Below are 16,033 nucleotides of genomic sequence, written 5' to 3' on the forward strand. Positions count from 1 at the left end.
GACGCGGGTAAGCAGGAATCAAAACGGGAGAAAATCACGGACTCGCCACCGTTTTTCCACTTTACATTATGCCGCGCTTTGCCGTAATGCGCCAAATCAGTAAATCGATTCAGCCCGATCCATGTCACGCTACGATTAATTTTACGGATCGAAATAATTGCCAGCTTAAATACCAGACACCCGAGGGTAAAAGCAATCTGTAACGTGGCAAAACTTTGACGTATGCCACAAAAAAGCACCCAAATGGGTGCTTTTTTGTGCAGATGGCGGTATTGGGCTTACTGAAGTTCTTTTTCAGTGAACAGGTCGGCAAACAGTGCGGTAGAGAGGTAACGCTCACCGGAAGAGGGCAGAATCACCACGATGTTTTTGCCAGCAAAAGCCTCTTCTTCCTGCAGTTTCAGTGCGGCAGCTACGGCGGCACCGGAAGAGATACCGGCCAGAATGCCTTCCTCTTCCATCAGACGGCGGGCGGTAGCGATAGCGTCTTCATTAGAGATCGCCACTACGCGGTCAACCAGGTTCAGATCGAGGTTACCCGGGATAAAACCGGCACCGATGCCCTGAATTTTGTGCGGGCCCGGTTTAATTTCGTCGCCGGCCAGCGCCTGGGCGATCACCGGTGAGTCGGTTGGCTCAACCGCCACGGAGATCAGCGCTTTTTTGCCTTTGGTATTCTTGATGTAACGGCTGACCCCGGTCAGGGTGCCGCCGGTGCCGACGCCGGCGATAAACACGTCCACTTCGCCTTCGGTATCTTCCCAGATTTCAGGGCCGGTGGTCTGTTCATGGATCGCCGGGTTGGCCGGGTTGCTGAACTGCTGCAGCAGCACGTATTTGTTCGGATCGCCGGCGACAATCTCTTCCGCTTTGGCGATGGCGCCTTTCATGCCTTTAGCACCTTCGGTCAACACCAGGTTGGCACCCAGCGCCTTCAGCAGCTTGCGGCGCTCGACGCTCATGGTTTCCGGCATGGTCAGCGTCAGTTTATATCCGCGCGCCGCGGCCACGTAGGCGAGAGCAATACCGGTGTTACCGCTGGTCGGTTCAACCAGTTCGATACCCGGCTTCAGGATGCCGCGTTTTTCCGCGTCCCAAATCATATTGGCACCGATACGGCATTTGACGCTGAAGCTAGGGTTACGCGACTCCACTTTAGCCAGAATGCGTCCATTACCGATGCGGTTCAGTCGAACCAGCGGCGTATGACCGATTGTTAAAGAATTGTCTTCATAGATCTTACTCATAGCCTGTCCTTAACTGTATGAAATATTGGGAACGACCTAGAGCATACCTTGTTCAATTTCTCAAGGAAGTGAAGAAATCGTATATATATATGTTCTGCTGAAATAAGCCCTGAAGAAAAGGCATAAGCGCGGGCGGACTAAGAGGTGGGCACCATCACCACCATTTTTGCCCTGAACCGCAAAAGGTGGTGATGATGCCGGTAGATCAACCGCTGGCGTCGTGAGAAGGGGGGAGGTTAACGGCCCGAAGCGCTGCTGGCCAGCTGCGAGCGATAGCGATCCACCCACAGCGCCGTGGCACCGCAGACGGCAACCGGCATAATCACCAGGTTCAGCACCGGCACCAGGGTAAACAGGCTGACCAGCGCACCAAACTGCATATTCACCGTTTTATGCTGGCGCAACGCGGCCCGCATCTGCGGAAAACTCACCTTATGGTTGTCGAACGGGTAGTCGCCATACTGGATCGCCAGCATCCATGCGCTGAACAGGAACCACAGGACCGGGGCAACGATCTGGCCAAATCCCGGGATAAAATAGAGCAGCAGTAACACCAGCGCCCGCGGCAGGTAATACGCCAGCTTCTGCCATTCGCGTTTCATAATGCGGGGAATATCTTTCACCATTCCGGCCCAGCCGCCGTCCGGCAGCGCCTCGCCGGTAAGCCGTGCTTCCAGCTGTTCCGCCAGCAGCCCGCAAAAAGGTGCCGCAATCCAGTTAGCTACGGTGGAGAAAAAGTAACTAAAGACTAAAATGATAGACAGCACCACCAGTGGCCACAGCAGATAGCTCAACCACTGCAACCAGTCCGGCACCCGCGCCATCAGGTCAGGCATCCACTGGCCCAGGCGACGGAACAGCCAGATAAACGCGCTACCCATCAGCAGGATGTTAACCAGCAGCGGCATGATGACAAATCGGCGAATACCGGGCAGCGTAATCAGCCGCCAGCCTTCGGTGAAATAATGGATTCCGCTATGATCCGGATCGCTATTTGGACGTGCCATGAACGGCGTTACTCCTGTGAACGGTCAATGATTCGCTATCATAACTCAGCTTTTTCCGCTTTACAGGACGGCGCTGGCTGAAAAAACAGCGATAAAACGCCCGATTAATGAGATATTTGTCAGAAAATACTGCACAGACTTGCACTTGTGTACGCTGGCAAATACAGTTAGAGGGTAAAGTTTGCCGCGGTGGCAAGGTATTGGAACAACAGAGAATACAATGATGCAGGATTTGCGTCTGATATTAATCGTTGTTGGCGCGATCGCAATCATAGCGCTGTTACTGCACGGTCTGTGGACCAGCCGTAAAGAGCGCTCATCGGTATTTCGCGATCGCCCGCACAAGCGCTTAAAGCAGGAACCAGAAGAGTCTTTCGAGGATGACCACGAAGGCGTGGGTGAGGTGCGCGTGCATCGCAGCCAGCCGGAGCCGTCAGAACCGTCGCTCAGCGGATTTAACGCCGGGGATGAGCCACCGCGTCAGCCTGAAATTCGTCAGGAAACGGCCCATTATGCGCCGCCAGCGCCTGCAGCGGAATCCGATCCGTTGTTCGGTACGCCGCGCCCTGAAGCGCGCTATGCCGACCCGCAGGAGCCACATTACGCCCCGGCGCGTGAGCCGGCTCACGCCGTACCCCAGCCGCACGCCGCTGCTCCGGTTCAGCCTCACACGGCTGCTCCTCAGCCGCACGCCGCTGCTCCGGTTCAGCCTCATACGGCTGCACCTCAGCCGCACGCGCCAGCGCCGGTAACAGCGCCGCATCAGCCTCAGCATCAGCCTGGGGTGGTGCCACATGCCCCGGCTGCTGCTCAGCCGACGCATGCGCCGGCGGCGCCGCGGGTTGAGGCCAGTGCGCCTCGCCACGAGCCGCATGCTCAACCGGCACAGCCTGCCGCATCCTCGCCACGTGAAGAGGCGCGCCGTAAAGAGACGGTGTTGGTGCTGCACGTTACCGCCCACGCCGGTAGCACCATCAGCGGCGAAGCGCTGCTGCAGGGTGTGCTGCAGGCCGGCTTCCAGTTTGGCGAAATGAATATTTTCCATCGTCACCTGAACCCGGCGGGCAGTGGCCCGGTGCTGTTCAGCCTGGCGAATATGGTTAAGCCCGGCTCCTTTAACCCGGATAACATGTCGGACTTTACCACCCCTGGCGTATCAATCTTTATGATGGTGCCCTCTTACGGTGATGCGCATCAGAACTTCAAGCTGATGCTTCAGTCTGCCCAGCGTATCGCCGACGACGTCGGCGGCGTGGTGCTGGATGACGACCGCCGGATGATGACGCCGCAAAAGCTGGAAACCTACAAGTCGCGCATTCGCGACGTGATTGACGCCAACAGTCACTAAGGTTTCACTCACCGACCCGTTTTCTGAACCCCCGCCCGCCGGGGGTTTTTTATCTCTGATGGTGCCGCTATGCAATCCGTACACGACCAACTAACCCATTTACGCACCCTGCTGCGCCACCACGAGTACCAGTATCACGTGCTTGATGCGCCGGAGGTGCCGGACGCCGAGTATGACCGGCTGCTCGGTGAACTGCGCGCGCTGGAAGCCGAGCACCCTGAGCTGATCACGCCGGACTCCCCGACCCAGCGCGTCGGTGCGGCCCCGCTGGCGGCGTTTGGCCAGGTGCGGCATGAGGTGCCGATGCTGTCGCTGGACAACGCCTTCGATGAAGAGAGCTATCTCGCCTTTAACAAGCGCGTACAGGACCGGCTGAAAAGCAGCGATGAGGTCACCTTCTGCTGCGAGCTGAAGCTGGATGGCCTGGCGGTCAGCCTGCTGTATGAAAATGGCCTGCTGGTGCGTGCGGCCACGCGCGGCGACGGTACGACCGGTGAAGATATCACCAGTAACGTGCGCACCATCCGCGCCATCCCCCTGGTGCTGCGCGGGGAGCAGATCCCGGCGCGGCTGGAGGTGCGCGGCGAAGTGTTTATGCCGCAGGACGGCTTTGAGAAAATGAACGACGAGGCGCGGCGCACCGGCAGTAAGGTGTTTGCCAACCCGCGCAACGCGGCGGCCGGCTCGCTGCGCCAGCTGGACCCGCGCATCACCGCCAAACGTCCGCTGACCTTCTTCTGCTACGGCGTTGGCGTGGTGGACGGTGGCGAGATGCCGCGCAGCCATCTGGCGCGTCTTGAGCAGCTGCAGGCCTGGGGCCTGCCGGTCAGTGACCGGGTGCGCCTGTGCCATACGGCGCAGGAGGTGCTGGCGTTCTATCAGCAGGTGGAAGCCGACCGGCCGACGCTGGGCTTTGATATTGATGGCGTGGTGATCAAGGTGGATTCGCAGGATCTGCAGGAGCAGCTGGGCTTTGTTGCCCGCGCGCCGCGCTGGGCGGTGGCCTTCAAGTTCCCGGCGCAGGAGCAGCTGACCACCGTGCGTGACGTGGAGTTCCAGGTCGGGCGCACCGGGGCGATCACGCCGGTTGCCCGGCTGGAGCCGGTGCTGGTGGCCGGGGTGATGGTTAGCAACGCCACGCTGCATAACGCCGATGAAATTGAACGGCTGGGGCTGAAGATCGGCGATCGGGTGATGATCCGCCGCGCCGGCGACGTGATCCCAAAAGTGGTCAGCGTGGTGGAATCGGCCACTGATGCGCGTAAGGTCGTTTTTCCTCGCCACTGCCCGGTATGCGGCTCGGACGTTGAGCGCGTCGAAGGTGAAGTGATCGCCCGCTGCACCGGCGGCCTGATCTGCGGCGCACAGCGTAAAGGCGCCTTAAAACACTTCGTTTCGCGTCGCGCGATGGATATCGACGGCATGGGCGAGAAGATCATCGATCAGCTGGTGGATAAAGAGTACGTCAAAAATCCGGCCGATCTGTTCGACCTGACGGCGGGGAAACTGACCGGGCTGGATCGTATGGGGCCAAAGTCGGCGCAAAACGTGGTTGATGCCTTGCAGAAGGCGAAGCAGACCACGCTGGCGCGGTTCCTCTACGCGCTGGGCATCAGCGAAGTCGGTGAAGCGACCGCCGCCAACCTCGCCGCGCATTTTGGCACGCTGGACGCGCTGATGGCGGCCGATCTGGAAGCGCTGATCGCGGTGCCGGACGTCGGCAGCGTGGTCGCCAGCCACGTGCGTAACTTCTTCGATGAGGAGAGCAACCGTGAGGTGATCCGCCTGCTGATTGAGAAGGGCGTCGTCTGGCCGGACGTGGTGGTTGTGAGGCCGGAGGAGATCGACAGCCCGTTCGCCGGTAAAACCGTGGTGCTGACCGGTTCACTGAGCATCCTGTCACGTGATGAAGCCAAAGACCGGCTGGTGGCGCTGGGTGCTAAGGTCAGCGGCAGCGTCTCGAAAAAGACCGATCTGCTGATCGCCGGTGAAGCCGCTGGCTCCAAGCTGGCGAAAGCGCAGGAGCTGGGCATTGCGGTGATTGACGAAGCGGAGATGGTCCGCCTGCTGGGAGAGTAAGATGGAAAGGCAGCACCTGCTGGAGATCGCCAATACGCAGATGCCGTTCGGTAAATACAAAGGACGGGTGCTGATCGACCTGCCGGAGGAGTATCTGCTGTGGTTTGCCCGCAAGGATGAGTTCCCGCAAGGGCACCTGGGTGAGCTGATGCAGCTGACGCTGGCGATTAAGATCGAAGGCCTGGAGGGGCTGATAAACCCCTTAAAACGTGGTTGAGCCGCATTAAAACTCCTTAAATAATAAGGTTAAGGTTCTCCGCTGTCCCTTTTTTAGCCAGAGTGAGACTCCTGAAAATGAGTCACTACCTGACCTGAAAAGGGACATTATTATGCCTGTTATAAAACATACCCTGCCGCTGGCCGCCCCGGCCGCGCTGCTGTTGTGCACCACCGCTGCCTTTGCCCAGCCTGTCGCGCCAGGCTGCGATAATCCCGCCGACGGCTTTAGTGCGGTGATCCCATGCTATCGTGCCGAGCTGGCGAATGCTCCGCTGGACTATCATTTTGTCGGCAATGAAACCCTGACGGATGTGGTACTGACCCATTACCGCCTGAAGTCCCAGTCCTGGTCCCCCGCCGGAATGGTGCTGCCCGCCGAGTGGTTCCACAATGTGGATATCTACATTCCGGAAAACCCGCTGACCCGGCGTGCGGTGGTATTTATCAATAACGGCACCAACAAACCGGCCGCAGGAAAACCGCCGGGCGTTCCCAGCGATATGACCCCGGATAAGCTGGCTTCGCTGGCGCGCAACACCCGTACCATCATTGTGTCAGTGAGCGATGTACCCAATCAGCTGCTGACCTACACCGATGACCAGCGCGCCCGCGCCGAAGACGACAGCGTCGCGCACAGCTGGTCACTGTTTATGAAAGCGCCCGACGCCCTGCCGCGAATGTCTCTGCATGTGCCAATGGCGGCAGCGGTCTCACAGGTTATGTCGCTGGCGGAGCGTGAACTGTGGCAGTGGAAAGTGGATAAATTTATCGTCTCGGGATTATCCAAGCGCGGGTGGGCAACCTGGCTGACTGCGATAGCGGATGAACGCGTTGAGGCGATCGCACCGTTTGTCATGGATCTGCTGGGGATCCAATCATCATTAACCCATATGTATCACAGTTATGGTGATAACTGGCCGATGGCCTTTAATCCCTATTATCAGGAAGGGATCGATACCCGCGTGGAAACCCGCGAGTTTGCCAGCCTGCTGCAGATCGAGGATCCGTTGGCCTATCAGCAAACCGAATATGGCGAACGACTGTCGATTCCCAAGTACATCATCAACGCCAGCGGCGATGACTTTTACGTACCCGATAATTCCCGGTTTTACTTCGATAGCCTGCCAGGGGTTAAATCACTGCGCTATGCGCCAAATACCGGGCATGCCGGCATCCGGAATTACGCTGAGCAGTCGCTGACCACCTTTGTGAAGCGGATTCAGCAGGGGAGTGCGCTGCCTGAGGTAACCTCTGCGGTGCAGAACGGTCAGTTGAACGTGGCATTTTCAGAAACGCCCGCGTCGATAAAGATGTGGCAGGCGGTCAACCCGGAGGCACGTGATTTCCGCTTTGCCTGTGATATCACCTATCAGCCCTCGTCGTTACCGGTCAGCGATAAGCTTAACCTGATGCTCCCGTCGCAGGAGAAGGGCTGGCAGGCGACCTTTGTCGAAGCCACCTCCAGTGATGGCTATGTTGCAACGACGCCAGTGTACATCACGCCGGACGATAAATTCCCGACCGTAGCACCGCCGGACAAGGCTCCGGCCTGTAAAACCCTGCCGGGGCGCGGGCTCGGCTCTTAACGGGCGTAAACGCTCAACGGGGAGCCGGTAAAGCCTGTCAGCATTACCGGCCCTCGCAGGGCGTTATTTTTGCGATTCCACCGCCACGCTGCCCGTTTTTTCTCGTTTAGCCTGCTTCTCACCGGCTTTTTTATAGCGCTGCGCCAGCATAGAGCAGACCATCAGCTGTACCTGGTGGAAGATCATCAGCGGCAGCACGATAATCCCCACCGCTGCGGACGGGAACAGAATATTGGCCATCGGCACGCCGTTAGCGAGGCTCTTTTTCGAGCCGCAGAACAGGATGGTGATTTGGTCAGCCCTGTTGAAGCCAAACAGCCGTGCGGCGGCGAGGTTAATCGCCAGCACCAGGAACAGCAGCGCCAGGCTCCCTACCACAATCCACAGCAGCGTCATGCCGCTCACGCGCTGCCAGATGCCGTTCACCACCGCTTCACTGAAGGCGGAATAGACCACCAGCAGGATCGACGCCTGGTCGGTTTTGCCAATCAGACCACGATTTTTCTCAACCCAGCCGGCGATCCAGCGGCGTGAAAGATGGCCAAGTACAAACGGCAGCAGCAGCTGCAGCATAATTTTACCAATCTGCTCAACGCTGCCGCCGGCGGCGTCACTGTGCACATTCATCAGCAGCCCGACCAGCAGGGGGGAGATAAACACCCCAAGCAGGCTGGAGGCTGAGGCGCTGCAGACGGCGGCGGCCACGTTGCCTCCGGCCAGTGAGGTCAGGGCAATCGATGACTGCACGGTGGCCGGCAGAATGCACAGATACATAAAGCCGGTGTACATCTCGGTGCTGAGCGGCAGCGGGTGCCACCAGACAAACAGCATGCCGAGCGCCGGGAACAGCACAAAGGTGCTGAACATCACCCACAGGTGCAGCCGCCAGTGGCCGCCGCCGGCGATGATCTTCTCACGAGAGAGCTTGGCACCGTGCATAAAGAACAGCAGGGCGATAGCGGCGGTGGTCAGCCACTCAAAGAAATCAACGAAGTGACCGCGCGCCGGCAGAAAGCTGGCCAGCAACACGGTGATAATCAGTTTCAACATCAGTGGATCGATACGGAAAATGCCCATTGTTAATGCCTGGTTAAAAAATCATGGATGCTATTGTGCATCTGGCCGGTTTATAAATAAAATCGATTTATTGAATCCATATATGAAATAAACAGATGAATTACTCCTTACGTCAGCTCAGGGTGTTTGTGGCGGTGGCGCAGCAGGGCAGCTTCAGCAGGGCCGGGCAGCTGATTGGCCTCAGCCAGTCGGCGGTCAGCCACAGCATTAAAGAGCTGGAGACGGAGATGGGCATCCGTCTGCTGGATCGCACCACAAGGGAAGTCCTGCTGACCGAAGCCGGCGAGCAGCTGGCCAGCCGGCTTGAGCGGCTGCTGGAGGAGCTGAACAATACGCTGCTCGACGTGCGCAGCTACGGTCAGCAGCGCAGCGGGACGGTGCGGGTGGCGGCCAGCCAGACGGTTTCCGCCCATCTTATGCCGCAGTGCCTTGCAGCCGGCCAGCAGCACTACCCGGAGATTAAGGTGATGCTGCGCGATCGCCCGCAGCAGTGGGTGTTGCAGAGCGTGCGTAACGCCGAGGTGGATTTTGGCATCGTTATCGGTCCGCTGCAGGATGACGACCTGGAGTGCGAGGCGATTCTGGAAGAACCCTTTCTGCTGCTGTGTCGCCGCGACGATCCGCTGGCGCGGGAAGCCGCGGTCAGCTGGCAGATGCTCAACCAGCGTACGCTGGTGCTGCAGGACTATGCCTCGGGTAGTCGGGTGCTGATCGATCGGGCGCTGCGGGAGCAACGGGTGCAGGCGGAGATTGCTCAGGAGATCGGTCACCCGGTGACCCTCTATCCGATGGTGGAAGCGGGCATCGGCATCAGCATTCTGCCCGCACTGGCACTGCCGTTGCCGGAGGGACGGCCGCTGCTGGTGCGGCGGCTGCTGCCGGAAATAAACCGTTCCGTTATGCTGGTACGGCGTAAAAACCGCTCGCTGACGCCCGCCGGTGAGGCAATCTGGCAGCTGGTGCGCCAGCAGGCCGAACTGCTGACGCAACAGCGCCGCCTGACATCACCGTTTTAGATATAGACGTTCAGGGTATTGGTTTCGGTTGGACGGTTGACGCCGTCGGCCACCTTGCTGCTGCCGCTGTCGGCGGCTTTACTCTGCTGCGCCTGGGCGGCGGCCTTTTCCGCCTGCTGCTGCTGGATTTGCGCCAGCTGCGCCTCCAGTAGCTGGATCTGCGCCTGAATCAGCTGCTGTTTTTCCTGTTTCTGCTCGGTGGTCAGGGTATTGTCCGAGCTGAGGTCCTTCAACTGCTGCTGCAGGGCGGTGATCTGTTTAGCAATACTGGCCGTCTGGGAAGCCCCGCCGCTGCCGGAAGATGAACCGGACGTCACCGAGGGGGTGCTGGTACTGATAGTGGACATGGTTTACTCCTTTCTGGTTAACCATTAACGGTTATCGGAGCGGGGGCGCAGAGCTTGAGGCAGTAAAGCGTAAAAGAAGCGATAAGAAAGTGAAAGGGAAGCCGTTGCCGCTGGCAACGTTGTCTCGCTGTCGCTCGACCCGAACCTGCTGCAGGTTCGAACCCTGACGATTTGCGCACAGCAAAAAGGCGCCTTTAGGGCGCCTTCTTAACACTGGTGGGTCGTGCAGGATTCGAACCTGCGACCAATTGATTAAAAGTCAACTGCTCTACCAACTGAGCTAACGACCCGATATGGTGGGTGATGACGGGCAACTGAGCTAATCACCCATATCGTTACTGCTGCCGGACATATCGCAAATTATGGTGGGTGATGACGGGCTCGAACCGCCGACCCCCTCCGTGTAAAGGAGATGCTCTACCAACTGAGCTAATCACCCATAACGCGAATTTCCGGGTACTGCTTAACACTGCGGGCATCATTCAATTTGAATGGTGGGTGATGACGGGCTCGAACCGCCGACCCCCTCCGTGTAAAGGAGATGCTCTACCAACTGAGCTAATCACCCCCGCTGTGTGGAGTCGCATTATAGGGAACCGCCAAAATGAGTCAACGCTTTTTACGGGGAAAAGGTGCGTTCGTCGTAAAAATAATCAACCTGCTGTGTTTGCAGGCAAAAACCGCCGCGGGCTGGCGGATTTTATTCATGCAACTGCGGCATAAGGGGGGATTGGCGTTGAGGATTCGCCCTGCGGTGATAGAATATGTGCCACTCAAAGCAGGGCCGGTATCGGCTCTGCCTCAGGCCAAAGCATTCGCGTAATAAGGCAGTCATTAATGAAAATCAAAACCCGTTTCGCTCCCAGCCCAACCGGCTATCTGCACGTTGGTGGCGCACGCACGGCGCTCTACTCCTGGCTGTTTGCCCGTAACCTCGGCGGCGAGTTTGTGCTGCGTATTGAAGACACCGACCTGGAGCGTTCCACCCAGCAGGCGATCGATGCGATCATGGATGGGATGAACTGGCTGAATCTTGACTGGGATGAGGGCCCGTATTACCAGACTAAACGCTTCGACCGTTATAACAGCGTGATCGACCAGATGCTGGAAGCGGGCAGCGCCTATAAATGCTACTGCTCAAAAGAGCGGCTGGAAACCCTGCGTGAAACGCAGATGGCCAACGGCGAGAAGCCGCGCTATGACGGCCGCTGCCGCGACAGCCACGACCATCACGCGGATGATGAACCGCACGTGGTGCGTTTCCGTAACCCGCAGGAAGGCTCGGTGATTTTCGACGACCAGATCCGCGGACCGATCGAGTTCAGCAACCAGGAGCTGGATGACCTGATCATTCGCCGTACCGACGGCGCGCCGACCTACAACTTCTGCGTGGTGATTGACGACTGGGATATGGGCATCACCCACGTAATCCGCGGTGAAGACCATATCAATAACACCCCGCGTCAGATCAACATCCTGAAGGCGATTGGCGCGCAGGTTCCGGTTTATGCGCACGTGTCGATGATCCTCGGCGACGACGGCAAAAAACTGTCCAAGCGCCACGGCGCGGTGGGCGTGATGCAGTACCGCGATGACGGCTACCTGCCGGAAGCGCTGCTGAACTACCTGGTGCGCATGGGCTGGTCTCACGGCGATCAGGAAATTTTCAGCGTGGAAGAGATGACCAGACTGTTCTCGCTGGATCAGGTCAGCAAGTCTGCCAGTGCCTTTAATACTGAGAAACTGCAGTGGCTGAACCACCACTATATCAATACGCTGGCGCCGGAATACGTGGCTACCCAGCTGCAGTGGCATATCGAGCAGGAAAACATCGACACCCGCACCGGGCCTGAGCTGGCGCAGCTGGTCAGGCTGCTGGGCGAACGCAGCAAGACGCTGAAAGAGATGGCCGCCTCCTGCCGCTACTTCTATGAAGAATTTGATGAGTTTGACGCGGACGCCGCGAAGAAGCATCTGCGCCCGGTAGCGCGTCAGCCGCTGGAAGTGGTGCGCGACAAGCTGGCCGCCCTGAGCGACTGGACGGCGGAAAACGTGCACGCGGCGATTCAGGCCAGCGCGGATGAGCTGGAAGTGGGGATGGGTAAAGTCGGTATGCCGCTGCGCGTCGCGGTGACCGGTGCCGGGCAGTCACCCGGGCTGGACGTAACCGTTCACGCTATCGGTCAGTCGCGCAGCGTGGCGCGGATTGGCAAAGCGCTGGAGTACATCAGCGCCCGCGAAGCGCAGTAAGCGCAATAAAAAACCGGCCTGATGGCCGGTTTTTTTTCAGCTGTTACCGATGCCCAGCCGCTGCAGAATACCCTGAATCCCTTCCCGCAACAGCAGTGCCGCCAGCTGTTCCTGCTCTTCGTTGCTGAGTTGCTGTAACGAACTGACCAGCAGCGCCGGTAACGTATTCTGATTAACGCGATAATGCGCCGCCGGCTCGGCAGCGTGGCGTGTTGATTTCAGATACTGCCTTACCCGCTCATCAATATGGATGATGCGCGCTTTTCCACCCTGAACGCCCGGTTTCGGCGCGGTGGTCCAGCCCTCTTTCTTCACCCACTTGTTGATGGTTTGTCTGCTGAAGCCCGTTTGCTGTGCCAGTTCTTCCGGTGTTAACCAATCCTTTTTCACTTTAATGTCCCTTTTGCCGAATAAAGTAATTGAACATATTACAACAATTCATCACGCGAACAACCAATTAGAATGCCGAACCTTGCAGCAAAACGAGCGAAAAAGAGCGAAATGACGGGAAATGCTCCCCCGCTGACCGCAGGGGAGGGAGCGATCAGCGGGAAAGGGCGCTCTCTTCCGGGCGCGGGCGGTAAGCAAGGTAGTAGGCGAGGCCAACAAACACCGCGCCGCCAACGGTATTGCCGAGGAACACGGCAACAAAGTTAGGCAGGTACTCGCCCCAGCTCAGATACCCCGCAAAGATTGCCGCAGGTACCACAAACATATTAGCCACCACGTGCTGGAAGCCGATCGCCACGAAGGCCATGATCGGGAACCACATGCCGAGGATCTTGCCGACCACGTCTTTACTGGAGTACGCCAGCCAGGTAGCCAGGCACACCAGCCAGTTGCAGCCGATGCCGGAAATAAACGCCTGCAGGAAATCCGCGTTGACCTTGGCGTTGGCAATCGCCAGCGTCTTCTTCAGAAACACGCCTTCGGTCATACCCAGCATATGGCCAAACAGCCATGCAACGGTAATACTGCCGAGGAAGTTGGCCAGCGTCACCCAGAACCAGTTTTGCAGCACGTGTTTCAGCTGGATCTGGCGTGAGAACCAGGCCATCGGCAGCAGCATCATATTACCGGTCAGCAGCTCACCGCCGCACAGAACGGTCAGGATAATCCCCACCGGAAACACCGCAGCGCCCAGCAGCAGGCTGAATGAACCCCATTCAGCAGGCAACTGGTAAACAATATGGATATAGAGCAGGAAGCCGAAGCTAATAAAGGAACCGGCCATGAAACCGAGGATCAGAATGGCGGAGATCGGGGTATGACTTTTCGCCACGCCGGATTGCACGGCAATGGCGGCGATTTCTTTTGGTGTATGCAAAGACATGGGAGACTCTGGATGTAAGTAACAGGAGAAACTACCGGAGGCGGCGGCGCTTATCCTGCGCGATAACGGCCCCGGTATCCGTAAGCGGGCGCAGTTTTGCATGGGATTTTAACAAATACAAGTGTGAATTTTCTTCATAATAACGATTACTTAACAGAAAATGCTAAATTACTGATGTGTAGTGCTATTTCTTAACCTTGCCCGCTTTGTGGTCAATGTGCGTTGCTGCGCATTCGCCCAAAAGCCGTGACGTGACTCACTTAATGATGTCCCCACCGCCGCCGATCTTTCCATTGTCTGCGAACTGGCAAGGCACTTCTCACCCTTGTCACCCATTGACTAAAGCATGAGCCGCGATCGTCATCATCTGCCTCACAGGGCAAAAGCCATTATCACGGTTATCTGCCTCACAGGGTAAAGCCGTTGTCATGCTCATCTGCCTGTCGGCCCGCACTCTTTTCTCCAGTTGCTGTCTGCAAACGCCTTTTTGCTCTGCGCAGTGGTGCGAATTGCCGCCTTCTTTTTGCCTTAGCCTGTTGAATTAACCGACAAATTAGTGCTTTTTTCAGCGCGGTGGCGGCTTTTTCAGCGATCGGTCGCAGTTTTAAAATTTGCCGTTGACACTCCGGCCCCCGTTCCATAATATGCACCCCGTCAACACGACACGGCTTTTCGGACTGGGGGTATAGCTCAGCTGGGAGAGCGCTTGCATGGCATGCAAGAGGTCAGCGGTTCGATCCCGCTTATCTCCACCAAATCTTTACCAGAGGATGAGGTGGCACCGAAAGCCGAAGTTTTATGCAGTGGGGGTATAGCTCAGCTGGGAGAGCGCTTGCATGGCATGCAAGAGGTCAGCGGTTCGATCCCGCTTATCTCCACCAAAATTCTTAAATCTTCTGATTTAACACAAAATCTGCTCAGGCGGATTTTTGTCGTTTCTGCGGTCTGAAATCGGCGGGTGGCTATTTTAATCACGCCCCGAAAACAGAACGGGCCGGCATTGCCGACCCGCCACCCGCTATTCATCACTCACTGCTCACTGCTCACTGCTCACTGCTCACTGCTCACTGCTCACTGCTCACTGCTCACTGCTCACTGCTCACTGCTCACCGCTTACAGCCTGCAACCCATAGTTCACGATTCACAGTTCACAGTTCACAGTTCACAGTTCACGTTTGACGATGCACCGTTCGTGGCTGGCCGCTCACCACGCTGCGCTTTACGCGGCCAGCACCTTAAAGCGGTGGCTGCCGTCACGCGCCAGCTGCGCAGGCAGGCCCTGGCGCCAGGCGTCCTGCAGGGCGATTTCTGCCGCGCTGGGGTTGCTGCGCTCCTCCGGGCGGAGAAAGCGGTCGATGCGTGGCAGCAGCAGCGTGGTTTCACCCTGTTCCACCGGCAGCCCGGCCGCTTTCCACGCGGTATTGCCGCCGGTCAGCACCTGCACCTCTTTGCCGGTCAGCTGGCGCAGCTGCTCCGCAGAGTAAGCGGCCAGCAGGCTGCTGCCGCAGGTCACTACGTAGCGCTCTGCTGCGGGCAGCGCGTCTGCCCCGGCGGTGGTCAGCGCCGCGCGTTGCAGCCAGGCCGCGCCGGGAATATGCGCGTTGACGTAGTTGGCGCTGGTGGTGAAGTCCAGTACCTGGGTATCACCTTCCGCCAGCCGCGCCGTCAGTTCGGCCGGTGTCACCTGAGGCTGAGCATCCAGTTCAGGCACCTTCGGTGACCAGCCACCGCTGACGCTGAAGTCTGCCGCCTGCAGGCCATCAACGATCGCCACCTGCCAGCCCTGCTGCGCCAGCCAGCTGGCCGCGACGGTGGCACGCACGCCGTCACCGTCGTCGATCAGCACGATGCGCGCATTCAGCACGCTGGCGAACTGATCGGTCTCTTTTACCAGCTGCGCGGCAGGTACGGAGCGTGAGCCAGGCAGGTGCCCCTGCTGATACTCCGCCAGCACGCGTACATCAAACAGGTACAGCGTCCGCTCCTGCTGTTGCCACTGCTGCAACCCGGCCAGCGTGATGCGCTGCACCCCGGCACGATCGGCCAGCGTACGCGCTTCCACCGCGCTTAACCGTGCGCCGTTGTCCTGGCTCTCCAGCTGCAGCGCCAGCTGTTCTGTGCCAAGCAGTGGGGTGGCCGTAGAGTTGTCGACCAGGCTGGCAAAGCCGTTTGCCGGGCTGTTAACGCCGCTGAACAGCTCACCGCCGCCTTCCACCCAGCCTGCCAGCCCACCGGCCAGCAGGGCGACGTCGGTATAACCAATCTCCCGCAGCCGCTCGGCCGCCACGCGTGCCAGGCCCTCGCCGTTATCGTACAGGGTGACCGGCGTGTTCAGCCGGGGAATGCGGTTCAGGATCTCAATATCCAGCTTTGATACCGAGATATTGACTGCAAACAGCGGATGTCCACCGGCAAACGGCACCTCTTCACGGGCGTCGACCAGCGCCAGCTCTTCGCCGGCGTTCAGCGCGTTCAGGAGGTGTTGTGTATCACGGATTAACAGGTTTTTCTCAGACATATCAGC

Annotated in this window: 14 protein-coding genes and 5 tRNA genes; 9 read left to right on the forward strand and 10 right to left on the reverse strand. The window is 58.4% G+C overall.

Annotated elements, in window-relative coordinates; translation table 11 throughout:
* Positions 1-278 precede the first annotated feature (278 nt).
* Positions 279-1,247, reverse strand: a complete 969-nt coding sequence (gene cysK, locus ASF13_RS17350) for a cysteine synthase A (protein WP_056239139.1) — start codon at positions 1,245-1,247, stop codon at positions 279-281.
* A gap of 236 nt (positions 1,248-1,483) precedes the next feature.
* Positions 1,484-2,254: a sulfate transporter CysZ gene (cysZ, locus tag ASF13_RS17355; RefSeq protein ID WP_056239142.1), complete on the reverse strand. Its 771-nt coding sequence runs from the start codon at positions 2,252-2,254 to the stop codon at positions 1,484-1,486.
* A 220-nt stretch (positions 2,255-2,474) separates the two neighbouring features.
* Here cysZ and zipA point away from each other — a divergent pair, with 220 nt between their 5' ends.
* The 4 genes from zipA to ASF13_RS17375 all read left to right on the forward strand — a co-directional run bounded on the left by zipA (position 2,475) and on the right by ASF13_RS17375 (position 7,486).
* Positions 2,475-3,602: a cell division protein ZipA gene (gene zipA / locus ASF13_RS17360; protein WP_056239145.1), complete on the forward strand. Its 1,128-nt coding sequence runs from the start codon at positions 2,475-2,477 to the stop codon at positions 3,600-3,602.
* A 69-nt stretch (positions 3,603-3,671) separates the two neighbouring features.
* Entirely contained in the window at positions 3,672-5,681 is a 2,010-nt protein-coding gene (gene ligA, locus ASF13_RS17365; RefSeq protein ID WP_056239147.1) for an NAD-dependent DNA ligase LigA, read from the forward strand.
* Position 5,682: 1 nt separating this feature from the next.
* Positions 5,683-5,898 (forward strand): DUF3820 family protein, encoded by a 216-nt coding sequence (locus ASF13_RS17370; RefSeq protein WP_056239150.1) that lies wholly within the window; start codon positions 5,683-5,685, stop codon positions 5,896-5,898.
* A 112-nt stretch (positions 5,899-6,010) separates the two neighbouring features.
* Positions 6,011-7,486 (forward strand): PhoPQ-activated pathogenicity-related family protein, encoded by a 1,476-nt coding sequence (locus ASF13_RS17375; RefSeq protein WP_056239152.1) that lies wholly within the window; start codon positions 6,011-6,013, stop codon positions 7,484-7,486.
* Between the two features lie 63 nt (positions 7,487-7,549).
* Here the strand turns inward: ASF13_RS17375 and ASF13_RS17380 are convergent, their stop codons facing one another.
* Positions 7,550-8,563, reverse strand: a complete 1,014-nt coding sequence (locus tag ASF13_RS17380; RefSeq protein WP_056239155.1) for a bile acid:sodium symporter family protein — start codon at positions 8,561-8,563, stop codon at positions 7,550-7,552.
* 95 nt (positions 8,564-8,658) lie between these two features.
* Here ASF13_RS17380 and ASF13_RS17385 point away from each other — a divergent pair, with 95 nt between their 5' ends.
* Positions 8,659-9,579 (forward strand): LysR family transcriptional regulator, encoded by a 921-nt coding sequence (locus ASF13_RS17385; protein WP_056239158.1) that lies wholly within the window; start codon positions 8,659-8,661, stop codon positions 9,577-9,579.
* On the opposite strand, the gene ASF13_RS17390 is transcribed toward ASF13_RS17385, so the two are convergent.
* From ASF13_RS17390 to ASF13_RS17405, 4 genes are all read right to left on the reverse strand, one after another.
* Positions 9,576-9,926 (reverse strand): FlxA-like family protein, encoded by a 351-nt coding sequence (locus ASF13_RS17390; RefSeq protein WP_056239160.1) that lies wholly within the window; start codon positions 9,924-9,926, stop codon positions 9,576-9,578. The two genes, ASF13_RS17385 and ASF13_RS17390, sit on opposite strands and share 4 nt — an antisense overlap.
* Positions 9,927-10,140: 214 nt before the next feature.
* Positions 10,141-10,216, reverse strand: a tRNA-Lys gene (locus ASF13_RS17395).
* 73 nt (positions 10,217-10,289) lie between these two features.
* Positions 10,290-10,365, reverse strand: a tRNA-Val gene (locus tag ASF13_RS17400).
* 53 nt (positions 10,366-10,418) lie between these two features.
* Positions 10,419-10,494: transfer RNA gene (locus ASF13_RS17405), tRNA-Val, on the reverse strand.
* 36 nt (positions 10,495-10,530) lie between these two features.
* Here ASF13_RS17405 and ASF13_RS17410 point away from each other — a divergent pair.
* Positions 10,531-10,749, forward strand: a complete 219-nt coding sequence (locus ASF13_RS17410; RefSeq protein ID WP_056239162.1) for a hypothetical protein — start codon at positions 10,531-10,533, stop codon at positions 10,747-10,749.
* Between the two features lie 14 nt (positions 10,750-10,763).
* Positions 10,764-12,176: a glutamate--tRNA ligase gene (gene gltX / locus ASF13_RS17415; RefSeq protein ID WP_056239165.1), complete on the forward strand. Its 1,413-nt coding sequence runs from the start codon at positions 10,764-10,766 to the stop codon at positions 12,174-12,176.
* 36 nt (positions 12,177-12,212) lie between these two features.
* Here the strand turns inward: gltX and ASF13_RS17420 are convergent, their stop codons facing one another.
* Positions 12,213-12,566, reverse strand: a complete 354-nt coding sequence (locus ASF13_RS17420) for a YfeC-like transcriptional regulator (RefSeq protein WP_056239168.1) — start codon at positions 12,564-12,566, stop codon at positions 12,213-12,215.
* A gap of 154 nt (positions 12,567-12,720) precedes the next feature.
* Complete coding sequence (locus tag ASF13_RS17425; RefSeq protein WP_056239169.1) at positions 12,721-13,509, reverse strand: formate/nitrite transporter family protein; 789 nt, start codon at positions 13,507-13,509, stop codon at positions 12,721-12,723.
* Between the two features lie 679 nt (positions 13,510-14,188).
* Here ASF13_RS17425 and ASF13_RS17430 point away from each other — a divergent pair.
* Together ASF13_RS17430 and ASF13_RS17435 are read left to right on the forward strand one after the other, a co-directional pair.
* A tRNA-Ala gene (locus ASF13_RS17430) sits at positions 14,189-14,264 on the forward strand.
* Positions 14,265-14,314: 50 nt separating this feature from the next.
* Positions 14,315-14,390, forward strand: a tRNA-Ala gene (locus tag ASF13_RS17435).
* 338 nt (positions 14,391-14,728) lie between these two features.
* On the opposite strand, the gene ASF13_RS17440 is transcribed toward ASF13_RS17435, so the two are convergent.
* Positions 14,729-16,027, reverse strand: coding sequence for a rhodanese-like domain-containing protein (locus ASF13_RS17440; RefSeq protein ID WP_056239172.1), 1,299 nt, complete (start codon positions 16,025-16,027; stop codon positions 14,729-14,731).
* Positions 16,028-16,033 lie beyond the last annotated feature (6 nt).

It is taken from the genome of Erwinia sp. Leaf53 (assembly GCF_001422605.1).
Lineage (GTDB): Bacteria > Pseudomonadota > Gammaproteobacteria > Enterobacterales > Enterobacteriaceae > Erwinia.

Excerpts from the sequence above, each read along its gene's own strand:
- cysK (WP_056239139.1), bottom strand. The coding sequence starts at position 1,247 with ATGAGTAAGATCTATGAAGACAATTCTTTAACAATCGGTCATACGCCG.
- cysZ (WP_056239142.1), bottom strand. The coding sequence starts at position 2,254 with ATGGCACGTCCAAATAGCGATCCGGATCATAGCGGAATCCATTATTTC.
- zipA (WP_056239145.1), top strand. The coding sequence starts at position 2,475 with ATGATGCAGGATTTGCGTCTGATATTAATCGTTGTTGGCGCGATCGCA.
- ligA (WP_056239147.1), top strand. The coding sequence starts at position 3,672 with ATGCAATCCGTACACGACCAACTAACCCATTTACGCACCCTGCTGCGC.
- ASF13_RS17370 (WP_056239150.1), top strand. The coding sequence starts at position 5,683 with ATGGAAAGGCAGCACCTGCTGGAGATCGCCAATACGCAGATGCCGTTC.
- ASF13_RS17375 (WP_056239152.1), top strand. The coding sequence starts at position 6,011 with ATGCCTGTTATAAAACATACCCTGCCGCTGGCCGCCCCGGCCGCGCTG.
- ASF13_RS17380 (WP_056239155.1), bottom strand. The coding sequence starts at position 8,563 with ATGGGCATTTTCCGTATCGATCCACTGATGTTGAAACTGATTATCACC.
- ASF13_RS17385 (WP_056239158.1), top strand. The coding sequence starts at position 8,659 with ATGAATTACTCCTTACGTCAGCTCAGGGTGTTTGTGGCGGTGGCGCAG.
- ASF13_RS17390 (WP_056239160.1), bottom strand. The coding sequence starts at position 9,926 with ATGTCCACTATCAGTACCAGCACCCCCTCGGTGACGTCCGGTTCATCT.
- ASF13_RS17410 (WP_056239162.1), top strand. The coding sequence starts at position 10,531 with ATGAGTCAACGCTTTTTACGGGGAAAAGGTGCGTTCGTCGTAAAAATA.
- gltX (WP_056239165.1), top strand. The coding sequence starts at position 10,764 with ATGAAAATCAAAACCCGTTTCGCTCCCAGCCCAACCGGCTATCTGCAC.
- ASF13_RS17425 (WP_056239169.1), bottom strand. The coding sequence starts at position 13,509 with ATGTCTTTGCATACACCAAAAGAAATCGCCGCCATTGCCGTGCAATCC.
- ASF13_RS17440 (WP_056239172.1), bottom strand. The coding sequence starts at position 16,027 with ATGTCTGAGAAAAACCTGTTAATCCGTGATACACAACACCTCCTGAAC.